At 64.7% G+C, this 13,046-nt stretch carries 13 protein-coding genes and 1 pseudogene; 3 read left to right on the plus strand and 11 right to left on the minus strand.

The genetic code is table 11. The annotated features are described in order from the left end of the window. Window positions 1-9: 9 nt before the first annotated feature. The 3 genes from BVG12_RS27275 to BVG12_RS27285 all read right to left on the minus strand — a co-directional run bounded on the left by BVG12_RS27275 (window position 10) and on the right by BVG12_RS27285 (window position 2,223). Entirely contained in the window at window positions 10-885 is an 876-nt protein-coding gene (locus BVG12_RS27275; protein WP_075795139.1) for a glucosamine kinase nucleotide-binding domain-containing protein, read from the minus strand. A 399-nt stretch (window positions 886-1,284) separates the two neighbouring features. Further along, the gene (locus BVG12_RS27280) at window positions 1,285-1,701 is read right to left on the minus strand and encodes a hypothetical protein (protein ID WP_075795140.1); all 417 of its coding nucleotides are present in this window, start codon (window positions 1,699-1,701) and stop codon (window positions 1,285-1,287) included. A gap of 144 nt (window positions 1,702-1,845) precedes the next feature. Then, complete coding sequence (locus tag BVG12_RS27285) at window positions 1,846-2,223, minus strand: DUF7674 family protein (RefSeq protein ID WP_075795141.1); 378 nt, start codon at window positions 2,221-2,223, stop codon at window positions 1,846-1,848. A 122-nt stretch (window positions 2,224-2,345) separates the two neighbouring features. Here BVG12_RS27285 and BVG12_RS27290 point away from each other — a divergent pair. Continuing rightward, a pseudogene (locus BVG12_RS27290) lies at window positions 2,346-3,773 on the plus strand (IS1182 family transposase); the annotation flags it as partial. 792 nt (window positions 3,774-4,565) lie between these two features. On the opposite strand, the gene BVG12_RS27295 reads toward BVG12_RS27290, so the two are convergent. From BVG12_RS27295 to BVG12_RS27330, 8 genes are all read right to left on the minus strand, one after another. After that, window positions 4,566-4,898, minus strand: coding sequence for an immunity protein Imm33 domain-containing protein (locus BVG12_RS27295; protein ID WP_075796590.1), 333 nt, complete (start codon window positions 4,896-4,898; stop codon window positions 4,566-4,568). 155 nt (window positions 4,899-5,053) lie between these two features. Next, window positions 5,054-6,121, minus strand: a complete 1,068-nt coding sequence (locus tag BVG12_RS27300) for an AI-2E family transporter (RefSeq protein WP_075795142.1) — start codon at window positions 6,119-6,121, stop codon at window positions 5,054-5,056. After that, on the minus strand, window positions 6,118-6,987 hold the full coding sequence (gene htpX, locus BVG12_RS27305; protein ID WP_075795143.1) for a protease HtpX: 870 nt from the start codon (window positions 6,985-6,987) through the stop codon (window positions 6,118-6,120). The genes BVG12_RS27300 and htpX overlap by 4 nt, the downstream gene beginning before the upstream one ends. Window positions 6,988-7,112: 125 nt before the next feature. Continuing rightward, window positions 7,113-7,511 (minus strand): GFA family protein, encoded by a 399-nt coding sequence (locus tag BVG12_RS27310; RefSeq protein WP_229503729.1) that lies wholly within the window; start codon window positions 7,509-7,511, stop codon window positions 7,113-7,115. An 8-nt stretch (window positions 7,512-7,519) separates the two neighbouring features. Further along, a complete protein-coding gene (locus BVG12_RS27315) occupies window positions 7,520-9,424 on the minus strand; it encodes a CocE/NonD family hydrolase (protein WP_229503730.1) in 1,905 nt (634 codons plus the stop codon). Window positions 9,425-9,521: 97 nt separating this feature from the next. Beyond that, on the minus strand, window positions 9,522-9,896 hold the full coding sequence (locus BVG12_RS27320; protein WP_075795146.1) for a hypothetical protein: 375 nt from the start codon (window positions 9,894-9,896) through the stop codon (window positions 9,522-9,524). A 16-nt stretch (window positions 9,897-9,912) separates the two neighbouring features. Continuing rightward, on the minus strand, window positions 9,913-11,040 hold the full coding sequence (locus tag BVG12_RS27325) for a GIN domain-containing protein (protein ID WP_075795147.1): 1,128 nt from the start codon (window positions 11,038-11,040) through the stop codon (window positions 9,913-9,915). Between the two features lie 148 nt (window positions 11,041-11,188). Beyond that, entirely contained in the window at window positions 11,189-12,157 is a 969-nt protein-coding gene (locus BVG12_RS27330) for a hypothetical protein (protein WP_075795148.1), read from the minus strand. Window positions 12,158-12,375: 218 nt separating this feature from the next. Here BVG12_RS27330 and BVG12_RS27335 point away from each other — a divergent pair, with 218 nt between their 5' ends. Together BVG12_RS27335 and BVG12_RS27340 are read left to right on the plus strand one after the other, a co-directional pair. Further along, the gene (locus BVG12_RS27335) at window positions 12,376-12,561 is read left to right on the plus strand and encodes a hypothetical protein (protein ID WP_075795149.1); all 186 of its coding nucleotides are present in this window, start codon (window positions 12,376-12,378) and stop codon (window positions 12,559-12,561) included. After that, complete coding sequence (locus BVG12_RS27340; RefSeq protein WP_075795150.1) at window positions 12,543-13,040, plus strand: hypothetical protein; 498 nt, start codon at window positions 12,543-12,545, stop codon at window positions 13,038-13,040. The genes BVG12_RS27335 and BVG12_RS27340 overlap by 19 nt, the downstream gene beginning before the upstream one ends. Window positions 13,041-13,046: the final 6 nt, after the last annotated feature.

Genomic DNA, 13,046 nt, shown 5'->3' on the forward strand with positions numbered 1-13,046 from the left:
GGAATCCTTTCATGCCGCGAGGTGCAGCTCGATCATTCTTAACGCGCCGCGTGCGGAATCGCCTTCGGGCGTGCGGGCACGGGCCGCGAGCGCGGGCGGCAGCCAGTCGCGCAGGGCTCTACCTAAGCCGCCGCACAGCGCGAGCGGGAGCCGTTCGTCCGGGTCGAGCGCGCGGGCGATGGCGGCGACCTCGATGCCGGCTTTCGTCAGGATGGCGCGCGCGGCCGGGTCGTCCGCATGGTCGAGCACGAGCGGTGCCAGCGACGCATACGCCGTCTGCGTGGCCTGGCCGAGCCAGACCTGGATGGCGGCGCGGTCGCCGCCGCACGCGTCGATCAGGGCGTGGGCGAAGGCGCTGGCCGGACGGCGCCCGTCCAGCACTTGTTCGATGTGGTTGATGGCGGCGAGGCCGATCCAGCCGCCGCTCGCTTCGTCGCCGGCGGGGAAGCCCCAGCCGCCCACTTCGCGCCGCGTGCCGTCGGGCAGCAGCACTTCGCCGACGCTGCCCGTGCCGATGGCGACGATGGCGCCGGGTTGGCCGCCGTGCGCGCCCATCAAGGTCGTGAACGCGTCCGTTTCGAGACGCAGCGCGGCGTAACCGGGATCCGCTTTCTCGAACTCCTGCGCCCACTGGCGGTTGTGCACGCCGGCAAGGCCCAGGCCGATGGCCATGCGGTCCAGCGGCGGTTGCGCGATGCCGGCATTCACGAATGCCTGGCCGACGGCTTCCTGGACGGAAGCCCAGGCGCGGGCCAGCCCCAAGCCCAGGCCGGACGGGCCGCTGGCGCCCTGGGCCAGTTCCGTGGCGCCGCTTGGCGCGAACCGCGCGATGCGCACGCGAGTGCCGGTGCCGCCGCCGTCGACGCCGATGAGATAGTCGATCATATTGAAGTGCTGTGCCGGAAAGGTCAGGGCACTATAGGCAGCACGGATAGGCTTGTCAACAGGTATTTAATTGGTATTGTCTCGCTGCCCGCATGATCGCAAACTGGTCTCGTTCTCCCTTGCTGTAGAGCGAGCGGGGGGGAGGTAAATTGGTATTAATTGCGGTATTGTCGGTCTCGTTTGACGCGGTAAGTGAAAAGCAGGGTGTTGGCCACAAAGGGATTTTTCACGATCTGCGTCACGCCGACTGCGAAGCCTGACAGAGAACCTGAAAAAACTCGGCAAGGATGACGCAGAAAATGAAATTTCTGTCACGACCGGCCAAGGCGTCGACAGGCCGCTTTCGACCCAAAGCTGACGTACACGGACAGTGTGCTTGATGACCTGACGCATTCGAAATCAAGGAGCATGGCCCTTTGTAAGCCAGATGCTCCCCCAATACCTGATCGTTTCCAAACGCTTTTTCTCAATCTCTGCAAGCTGAGAAGTCCGTTCGATTTCATGCTTAGCCGAACGCATGGCCTCGATACCAAATTGCTGCATTAAATAAAAAACGATTTCCTCGATACTTACATCCCAACCTGGAAGCATTGCCTTCAAGGCCTGTATGGGGGTGATCGTACATTTCGGGTTAAGGGCTTGCAGAGCGAAAGCGGCATATGCAACGGGAAGTCCGTTCCCTTGCGGGCGTGTACCCAGGCAAAACAGTGTATCGAACAGTTCGCTTTCGTCGAATCGTCGGAGCGAGTCAATGGATTGTGCAAGCTGCTTTGGCGATGGCGTTGAGCTAAGTATCGTTACGATTTCCTGATTCATGTCGAAACGTCCATTTTCTGTAAAAGTATCGCTAGAGGACTGTCCGCTTGTGGCCGGTTGCGGACGGTCGAGCCAGCATAGCAGGTTGCCGAGCTGGCAAACTCTCGGTCTGTCACGACGGGCGGCTCCCGACCCGAAGCGGACCTACAATTTGATACCGTGAAACTCATCCATAGCATCGCAGTGTGCTTTTGCCAGCCTTCCCAAGAACGGTTGCCATAGCTTCGGTTCAACATCATGTTGATGTTGTAGGCCCTCGACCAAACCGGTTAAGACCACGGTCCGTACGTCATCGTCACCTTCTGCGATAAGCTTTTCGACGACGCAGAAAAGTGCTTCGGTGTGTTCATAATTGCCATTGGTAAGGCGCTCCCGTACTAGCTCGGTCAACTGAAGCATCCAGACATGCCCAACGAAATCTCCATCGTTACCAATCCAAGCATCGGAAGTAGCCACAACGCGGTCGCGTAAGCCTGGATAAGCGCGGCAGAGTAGCTGACGCATTTCTTCCATCTGAATCATGGTATTCCTTGAATAAATTCTGAAGGTCCGCTCCTGGCCCAGGCCGTGTAAAAACGCAGGCCCAGGTAAACGGAACCGGCCCAGTAAACGTTGAGTCAGTATCTCATCAATACGGATGCGACATGAAGCGCTTTATCGAAGGCGAGAATCGAGGACAGGGCACGCTGCTGCCCGAGCTCTTGGACGACTACGTTGCCGAGGACAACCCGGTACGCGTGGTCGATGTCTTCGTTGAAGAGCTGGACCTTGGCGGGCTTGGATTCAAAGGTGTGCAGCCTGCGAAAACGGGGCGGCCCGCTTACCACCCGGCCGTGCTTCTGAAGCTTTACATTTACGGCTATCTCAATCGTATCCAGTCGAGCCGGCGACTCGAACGTGAAGCCCAGCGTAACGTCGAATTGATGTGGCTGACACAGCGCCTGAGGCCCGACTTCAAGACGATAGCGAACTTCCGCAAGGACAACGGCAAGGCCATTCGCAATGTCTGCCGCCAGTTCGTTGTGTTGTGCCAGCAGCTGGATTTGTTTTCGGACGCGGTGGTCGCGATCGACGGCAGCAAGTTCAAGGCCGTCAACAGCAGCGACCGCAACTTCACTGGCGCAAAGCTCAAGCGCAGGATGGAGGAGATCGAGGCCAACATCACTCGCTATCTGGCAGAGCTCGACACGGCCGACCGGCAGGAACCTGCTGCCATACAAGCGAAAACTGTCCGTCTCAACGACAAGATCGCGTCGCTGAAGGAGCAGATGACCAAGCTCCGCGAAATCGAAGCGAAGCTGGAAGAGACAGGGGAAACGCAGATTTCGCTGACCGATCCGGACGCTCGCTCGATGATGACACGGGGCAGCGGCATCGTCGGCTACAACGTCCAAACCGCAGTCGACACCCGGCATCATTTGATCGTCGAACACGACGTGACAAACAACGGTAGCGATCGCGATCAACTGTCCGGGATGGCCAAGAAGGCGCGCACAGTCATCGGCACACCGATACTGACCGCGATTGCCGACCGTGGTTACTTCAAGGGTGAGGAAATCCTTGCGTGTCACGAGGCCGGAATCTTCGCCCTGGTGCCACCGACGAAGACCTCGGGCGCCAAGGCCGACGGGCGATTCGACAAGGCTGACTTCATTTATGATCCGCACAAGAACGAGTACCGTTGTCCGGCAGGTGAGGCACTGATCTGGCGTTTTGCGACTGTCGAGAAAGGCATGACAAACCACCGGTACTGGAGCTCGAATTGCCAGGGGTGCCCGCTCAAGGAAAAATGCACGCCGAGCCCGAATAGACGTGTAACGCGATGGGAGCACCAGACCGTACTTGACGATATGCAGACGCGTCTCGAACAAAGCCCCGACGCCATGCGAATTCGGCGCTCCACGGTCGAGCATCCATACGGAACGATCAAAGCGTGGATGGGATCGACGCACTTCTTGACGAAGGGCCTTGAACGCGTGAAGACCGAGATGAGCCTGCACGTGCTTGCCTATAACCTCAAGCGATTGATGGCACTGCTCGGCATCGCCGCGATGATGGATGCGATCAGGGCGTATGCCCTTTTTCTGCGGCGATATGGCCCACTCCGGGCAATTATTTTGACCACCTTACCTGGAAGGCTGAGAAGCAGGTTTGGCGTGACTGGGGCTCTCGCCCCGTGCTAAAACCGGCTTCTCGCGGCCCCGATATTCTGCCTTTTGTTTTCACACAGCCTGGGCCGGTTCCGGCCTTTCGGCTGAAACCGCTTTCGACCCAGAGCTGACGTCTGGGTATGAACCTCTAACATTGCGGTTGGCCGGCTGAGGCATTGGATTCCTGGAGCAACATCACTCCAGTCAGCTTCTCATCAATTGAAGCTGCTTCTTCGATTAGGGACTCGGGCAATTCCTGTCCAGTGCGGTTCAGGAATCGTGCTTTCGTACATAGCACAACCAAAAGTGCGCTGCCGTCCCTCTTCGATGTGGCTTGAACCACGTATGGCCCAATCCGGGCTCCCCCAAGACTCTTGAAATGCGGTCCCAATCGAACTTCAGCATAGGCAGAATCGGACAGGTTAACGCTTGAGCTGAGGAGATCCCGGATGACGGGCATTTGTCCGATCAGGCGATCAAGTACGGCAGTCTCCAACGTTCCGCCAGCGATACAAAGCCCCGGCACGATCAACGCAGCGATGAAAAGTCTATGTAAGCGCATGTGGTCGTAGCTCGATGTTAGCGCGGGAAACCTGACTCGGCTGATTGAACGCTTCTGGCCGTTGTCGGCCGGTCGAGGCCAGCATAGCAGGTTGCCAGCGCGAAAAAGTCACGGACTGTCACGACAGACCGAAACCGCCCCGAAGCGGACGGTCACTTTTCAGACAACAGTGTCGAGTCGAACCAAACGTCCTCGTATCCGTCCGCGATTTGAAATCTGTAGCCCGGTGGCAGTGACAAGTACGGCACTACTGATGGCAGAAAGTCGGCAATGTGTTCGACATGAAGGGCCTGATAAAAGTTGGGATCGGTCGAGGCATCGCCTCCGGCCCAGATGAACCACCCGCACGTCCCGTCGAGGCGAATGCGTAACCCGTTAATCGGCAGCTTCCCAACAGTTGCAAGCGCTATCCCGAGCTTTTCACCAGCAGCGGGCGCCTCGCCTATTACGCCGAATCTCGAACACACGTTTTCTTGAGTTTCCAAGGGGACGTCCGTCAAGGTTAGATCATTGGATTAAGAACGACCGTCCGCTCCTGGCCGATAGCGGAAGTTCGACCAGTGTACGGCAGTGTTGCTTAGGCTGCAACGAACGGCCCGAGGTCACCAATTTTTTCGCTACCTGTGACACTGGTTTTTCACTAACTAGGCGCAGTTTTCACTTTCCGCGTCATCCGACAGTCGGCATCGTCCGCGCGCAGCCACTCGAACAGGATCGCCATCATGAACGGCCCGGCGAACAGGCCGATGACGCCCAAGGTCGACACGCCGCCGAGCAAGCCGAACAGCACGGCCAGGAAGGGCAGGTTGACGCGCCGGCCGATGAGTTTCGGGCGGATGAATTTGTCGACCATGAAGAGTTCGAACGCGCCCCAGCAGAACAGGCCCAGTGCCGCGCCGGAATGTCCCTGGCCCAGCAGCAGCAACGACACGAGCGTGAACGACAGCGGCGCGCCGCCCGGTACGAGGGCGAGATAGCCGGTGAAGACGGCCAGCAGCGCCGGTGCCGGCGCGCCCGCGATGGCATAGGCGGCGCCGAGCACGCAGCCTTCGAGGATGGCGACGGAGACGAGGCCCAGCGCCGTGCCGCGCACGGACAGCGGGAACACGCGGCGCAGCATCGGGTACTGGCGCGGCAACGCGCGCATGCCGGCGGTGTCGACGTGGCGGATGGCGGCCGGGCCGTGCAGGTACAGCACGAACAAGGTGAGCAGGGCGAGGAACAGGTACAGCGCGTTGGCGAGGATCGTCGAGCCCCAGATGCGCGCGGCGCCCGTCAGGTGCGGGGCGAAGTCGCCGGCCGCGCTGCCGACGAGGCGATTCAGGCCGCCGGGCAAGGCAAGGTGTTCGTTCCACCAGCGGGTGGCGTGTTCGGCGACGAGGGGCAGCTGCGCGAGCCACGCGGGCACGGGCACGCCCGTCTCGTTCGCGCGCGCAAGGAAGCGCTGCACGCCGGCCAGCTCGCCGCCGAGCGTATCCACCAGCAGCAGCGACGGGCCGACGAAACCGAGGATGAGCAGGCCGACGAGGCAGGCGGCACTGGCGGCGGGCGGCCAGCCGCGCGACTGCAGGCGCAGGTGCGCGGGCCAGGTGATGACGGCGAGCAGGCCGGCCCAGGCCAGCGCGCCGAGGAAGTGTTGCAGGAGTACGGCAAGCGCCAGCGCGAACAGCGCCGGCGCCACGAACCGGGTTGCGCGCCGGTCCGTCATGCCGTCTGCAAGGCCGCGATGCGGTCCTCGCATGAGGGGTGGCTGCTGAACAGGGCCAGCACGCCGTTGCCGGCGATGCCGGACGCGGCCAGGTTCTTCGGCAGGTCCGCGTGCTCCATGCCACCCAGGCGCCGCAGCGCGGCGATCATCGGACGCGGCGTGCCCAGGATCCGCGCGGCGCCGCGGTCGGCGCGGTATTCGCGCTTGCGCGAGAACCACGCCACGATGATGCTGGCCACGAGGCCGAACAGCAGGTCGCACACGACCGACGTGATCGTGAACGCGATGCCGGGGCCGCGCTCCTCGCCGTCGCGGCGCAGGAACTGGTCGACGGCATACGCGACGACGCGGGCCAGGAAGATCACGAACGTGTTCACGACGCCCTGGATCAGCGTGAGCGTCACCATGTCGCCGTTCGCCACGTGCGCCACTTCGTGCGCCAGCACGGCCTCCACTTCCTCATGCGTCATCGAAGCGAGCAGGCCGGTCGACACGGCGACGAGCGACGCGTTCTTCGTCGCACCCGTGGCGAACGCGTTGGGCGCGCCTTCGTAGATGGCCACTTCCGGCGTCGGGATGCCGGCGCGGCCAGCCTGGTTCGCGACCGTGTCGAGCAGCCAGCGCTCGGTGGGGGTGGACGGTTGTTCGATCACGCGCGCACCCGTGGACCATTTCGCGATCGGCTTCGAGAGCCACAGCGAAATGAAGGCGCCGTCGAAGCCCATCAGGCCGGCGAAGACGAGCAGGGCGGAAAGGTTCAGGCCTTTGGCCGTGAGGTAGCGGTCGACGCCGAGCAGGCTCGCCGTGATGCCCAGCACGAGCATGATGGCGAGGTTGGTGGCAAGGAATAGCAGAATCCGTTTCATGGTCGTATCTCTCATCAATAACAAGAATCGCGGCCAATGCGGCCGTTGTCAAGGCGAAGGATAGGGCAATGACGGATCTTGAAAAAGCGAAGTATCTGGAAGGATTTCTTCGAAAAAATATGATTCTACAGGTTGCGCACGTCGGCCGGGGGATGTTCCCAGTCGTCGTCGCGGCCGTTCAGATACGTCACGGGCAGCGCCGCGCGTGCGTCAAGCGGCAAGTCGTCGAGACAATGCACGCTGACGGCGACATACTCTCCCCAGCGCGGCGACGTGCCTGTGCCGAACGGCCGGATGCCGCACGTCGCGCAGAACAGGTGGCGTTCCGTGCGCGTGTTGCAGCGGTATTCGGTGAGCGTGCCGCCGCCAGCGAGCAGGCGGAACGCGGACGCGGGCACGATCGCCGCCCAGTTGCGCTGCTTCGTGCACAGGCCGCAGTTGCAGCGGATCGTACCGCGCGCCAGGTCGATGTCGGCCGCGAAGCGCACGGCGCCGCAATGGCAGCTGCCGTGCCAGGTACGCACCCCGATCGTCATTGCGCGGCCCGGACGAGCGGCAGTTCGACGTAGCTGCTGTGGTAGATGCGCTGCGTGGCCTTCTTGTAGTCGCCCGGCTGGGCGAAGAAGATGTTGGGAACGAACGTTTGCGGATTGCGGTCGTACAGCGGGAACCAGCTCGACTGCACCTGTACCATGATGCGGTGGCCGGGCAGGAACACGTGGTTCGCGGTCGGCAGGCCAAAGCGGTAAGCCAATGCCTTGTTCGGCGCCAGCGCCTTCGGCTTGTCGAAGCCCTCGCGGTAGCGGCCGCGGAAGATGTCGCCGGCGACCATCAGCTGGTAGCCGCCCATGGCCGGTTGCGATCCCACCTGGTCCGGATACACGTCGATCAACTTGACGACCCAGTCCGAGTCGGTGCCGCTCGTCGAGGCGACGAGGTGGGCGACGGGCTCGCCGCTGATTTTCACGGGCGCGGTGAGCACGTCGGACACGAAGGTCGCGACGTCCGTGCGGCCGGACGCCTCGCGCTGGTCGTCCGCGAGCCAGCGCGGCCACGTCTGGCCCTTGGCCTCGTCGTAGCCGTACGGCGGGATCGGGCGCTGGCGGAAGGGCACCGGCTTCGCGGGATCGGACACGTATTCGTCATAGCCTTTCGCATCCGCCGCGCCGCCCAGCACGGCCTTCTGGCCCGCGGCCAGGCGCAATGCGACGGGTTCGATGGCGCAGCCGGCGGCGCAACCGGCAGGCCACGCGGCCAGGTTGCGCCACTTTTTCGTGCCCGTCTCGAACGCGGTCACGGTGGGGATCGCGGGCACGGACGCGTCGCCTTTCAGGTAGCGCGCGAGGAACGGTTTCAGCACGTGCCGGCGCCAGTGCAGCGCCGTGTCGGTGCCGAACTTCAGCGTGCCGAGCGTGGCGCCATCGCCGATGGCGCCACCGTGCGACCACGGGCCCAGCGACAGGAACACCTGGTTGTCCGCATCGTGCGGCTTGATCGCCTTCCACACGGCGATGGCGCCGTAGATGTCTTCCGCGTCCCACAGGCTGTGCACGAGCAAGGTCGGTACGGTGACGGGTTGCGTGGCGAGGATCTTGTCCATCGCCTGCAGCCGCCAGAAGTCGTCGTAGCTCGGGTGCGCGACGAGCTTGTTCCAGAAGCCGCTTTGTTCCAGGCCCCGCTCGCGCCCCAGCGCGCCCGCCGAACCGGCCCGCATATACATGTCGTAGTCGTCGTAGTTCGTGATCGGCCACTTGGCCGTGTTGGCGCGCGTGACGACCTGCTCGAGGATGTACGACATATTGACCTGGCGGAAGGCGCCGTTGTGGAACCAGTCGTCGCCTATCCAGCCGTCCACCATCGGGTTCATCGGCACCGCGACCTTCAGCGCCGGGTGCGGATTCACGAGCGCCATCAGCGGCAGGAAGCCGTCGTACGAGATGCCGATGATGCCCACGCGGCCGTTCGTCTCGGGGACGTTTTTCGTCAGCCATTCGATCGTGTCCCAGGTGTCGGTCGAATGGTCGACGGGCGTGGGGTTCAGCGGCCCGTGCAGCGGGCGGTTCATCACGTAGTCGCCTTCGGAACCGTACTTGCCGCGCACGTCCTGCACGACGCGGATATAGCCTTCCTCGGCGATGATGTCGGCCGCGTTGTCGTAGCCCGTCAGGATCGTCTCCAGGTCCGAGCTGTCCGCGTGGCTCACGAGGCTCGACGCGTCGTACGGCGTGCGCGTCAGCAGGATCGGCGCGTTCTGCGCGCCTTTCGGCACGATGATGATGGTGTTGAGCTTCGTGCCGTCGCGCATCGGGATCATCACCGTGCGCTTCACGTAATTGAAGCCGGCATTCGGCGCCGTGAATTCGGCCGGGGTCTCGGAGGGCAGGGCGGGATATTGCGGCAGGGCCGACTGCGCGCGGGCGAGGCCGGCGAGCGCCAACGCGCTGATGAGCGATGCGAGGCGGACGGGGGGGACGTCATCGGAATCCTTGGCGTGTCGTGGGCAGCGCCGCTACATTAGCACAAGGACCGGTCAATCAACCGCGGGCGGACCGTGGTGCGGGATGCAGTTCGGAAGCCGGCACTTCGTGCAGCGCGGCCTCGAACAGCACGACGCGGCGCGTGCGCGGCAGCGCTTCCCACCACGCGAGCGGGAACGTCAGGCGGCGGTCGGCCATGCGCACGAACGCGTCGAAGCCGGGCTGCGTCTCGGCCAGCACGACGGCGTCCTCGAGATGCGCGGCGCGCACTTCGATGCGGATGCCGTCCGCACCCGCGTAGGCGAGCACGCGGCTGACGTCGGCCCAGGGCACGACGGTGCCGAGGGTCGCGAAGCCGTCCGGACATACGCGGACGGCGGGTCCGAGCGCCGGCGCGAGGCGGTGTTTCAGGCGGGCGAACACGGACAACATGATGCGGCTCCTTGTGTTACCGGGACGTGTGCGACCCGCTGCGGTCGACGAGCAGCAGCTGGCCGCGTCCGGCGGTTTTCGCATCCGGGCGCTCGTTGCCGTTCACGTTGACGCTGGCGGTGCCCGGTCCGTGCACGGCGATGTCCGCGTGGCCCGCCGTCAGGCCGCGTCCATCCAGGCTGCCCGAACCCGCGAGCTGCGCATCGACCTGCGCCACGGTGCCGTCGATGTGCGCGTCGCCCGGACCGTGCATGCGCAGCAGCAGGCGCTTGGCCGCCAGGTTCGCCGTGAGGCCGCCGGAGCCGCTCAGCTCCGCGTCCAGCGTGTCGCCGACCGTCGCCAGCGTGACGCCGCCCGGACCGCGTCCGCGCACCGTCGCCTTGTCCGCCCTGAGACCGGCGGCGTCGAGGTCGCCCGAGCCGGACATCTCCAGGTCCAGTTCGCGGCTCGTGCCCGACAGCTTGATATCGCCCGGGCCGCGCATGCGCGCCGTGACCTTCGCCGTGCGCAGGCCGTCCGCTTTCAGGTCGCCCGAGCCGGCCTGCTGCACGGCCAGCGTGTTGCCGATATCGGACAGCTGCACGTCGCCCGGCCCGTTCAGCGCGAGGTCGACGTCGGCCGCTTTCAGGCGGTGCAGGTCCAGGTCGCCGCTGCCGCTGGACGTCACGGTCAGCTGGCGCACGGCGCCGCTCGCGTGGATGTCGCCGGGGCCGTTGCCGGCCAGCGTGAAGCGCTCGCCGCCGATGCGGTCGATCTCGACGTCGCCGCTGCCGGCCACCGTCAGGCGCTTGAGCGCCGCGGCGCCGATGCGCACGGTGACCGTCTCGTGGCGCTTGCCGAAATTGAAGAAGAAGCCGTTGCGTTGCACGGGCCGCACGACGAGCGTATCGCCGCGCACGACGGTCTCGATCTCGGCCAGCTGCTTGCGTTCGCCCGTCAGTTCCAGCGACGGTTTCGCCTGGGCGTCGATCACGACGTGGTACGGCCCCGCCAGCTCGATCGCGGAAAACGCCGTGACCGCACGCTGTTCGGTGGCGACGCCGGTGCCCGCATCCTGCGGCTGGGCGAACGAGGCGGGTGTCGTGGCGATGGCGCCGGCCGCGAGCGCGGCGGCGAGGGCGGTGGGCTTGAGGGCGTTTTTCATGGTCTTGTCGCGGTCGTTGTCGTTTTGTGCGGTGGTGCCGGGAGAGCCTGCACGATACGGTATGCGGCGCGCCCGCGCAGCCGCCGTTCGACGAATGCGCGAAAACGCGGGACAGGCTGCGCAAAACGGGGGGTGGACGGAGGCCGTGTTATTTGACCGGCGCGACCGTGAAACCGGCCTGTTCCAGGTCGGCCAGCAGGCCGCCGCAATCGGCGTCGTCGTGCCTGGCCGCGAACAGGTTGCGCACGGGGACGACATAGAAATGCGTGCGGCCGTCCGCGACCGCGTTCATGCGCGCGGTCCAGTCGCGGTTGCGCGCGCAGACGAGGCCCGCGTCCAGCGGCGCCAGCCGGGCGAACGGACTGCCGGCGGCGGGCGCATGGCCGTGCAGCAGGGCGTCGAAGTCGCGCGTCAGTGCCGAGACGGCGCGCGCGGGCACGCCGTCGACCGCGTCCAGCAGCATCATCGTGCGGCGCGGGCCCGAGGCGCAGTAGGCGCGCATCATGCCCGTGCGGTAGTCGATGTCGTGCACGGCGATGTCGGGCCGCGCGCGCACGAGCGCTTCGGCGACGTTGCCGCGGGTTTCCTGTCCCGCGGGCCCGGTCGCGAGCGAGGCCGCCTGTACGCGGGCGAACTGCAGCAGCGTGAATTCGTCGCTCATCTCGATCAGGTGCGCCCACGATTGCGCCTGCGTGTTCGTGTCGGGCATCTTCGCGAGCGCCTTGACGTCGAGCGCGTCGCGCCGCGCCATGTCGGCCTGCAGCGTGAGGGTCAAGATGCGCTGGCGCGCGTCGTTCAGCATGGCGATGCCTTCCTCGTCGAGCTGGCGCAGGTCGCAGCCGGGGGCCGCTGGCGACTCCTCGCCGTCGCCGACGCCCTCGACCGCCAAGGTGGCCGAAGCGCGCAGGGCCGGCAGCACGGCGCGGGTGTAGTAAGCGTCGAATTCGACGAGCAGCCCGACGGCACTCGCACCCAGCACGTACAGCACGGTGGTGCCGTGGTCGGGAACCGTGCGCGTGGCCTTCCACAGGCGCGGGGTGATGGGCGCCGCGTTGGCCAGGCAGGCCGACAAGGCGAGCACGCAGGCGAGGACGCGGGGAGAAAGGACGGTCGTCATGCGGGCGATTATAGGCGGCGGATCGCCGGCCGGGCCGTGGGAAACATGACAATTTGTTCACGTCGCCACGCTTCCATCTCTGGCAGCATGTGGCTCGAGCGCAACGGCGACGCCAGCCGGGCCGTTATGCATACCCCATCCTGACGCACGCCTGCGGCCCGGCCGTGGCCGGAACGGAGGACGAATGTCATAATGGGCGCCACACCAAGGAGATCATCGTGATTCGCTACATGGGCACCCGCAAGAATTCGGAAGGTGCCTCCGTCTATGTATTCATCGTCAACGGCCTGGAAAAGGAAGTGCGCGAGCACGCGCTCAAGCAACATCCGGGCTGCTACGAAGCGCTGCCGGCCTCGGTGAAGGCGAAGATCGCCGCCAACCGCGCATGGCTGTCCAAGCTGTGACCTCGCTGCGCCGGGCCATCGTGCTGGCGCTCATGCTCGCGGGTGGGGCGCATGCACAGACGCAGGACAAGCAGCCATCCACGTTCGCCCCCGTCATCGGCGCGGCGCTGCTGTGCCACGACCATCTCGACAACGCCTATTTCCATGCCTGGCTCACGACCCATTTCGGCCCGGCCTACAAGCACGAAGGCGGCGCGTACTGGTTCCGCACGGGCGAGACGACCTTGTGGGGCGCGCCCGTGACCGAGGTGATGGTCAGCGACGATACGAGCGAATGGGTGTTCGTGGGAGCCGTCGCGGAAGTCGCGCCGGACGAACTGGAACAGGACATCCGTAAGGCGGCCGGCGTGCGCCACGTGGCGGCCGATGCGTCGCCTTATCCTTTGCGCGTATCCGTCCCCGGCAGTACGATCGCTTACTACAATGCCAAAAGCAAAATATACTGCGCGAAGTTCAAACCGCTGCCGCCGCGCCGGTAAGCTTTT

Origin of the sequence: Massilia putida, from assembly GCF_001941825.1 — a bacterium.
Lineage (GTDB): Bacteria > Pseudomonadota > Gammaproteobacteria > Burkholderiales > Burkholderiaceae_D > Telluria > Telluria putida.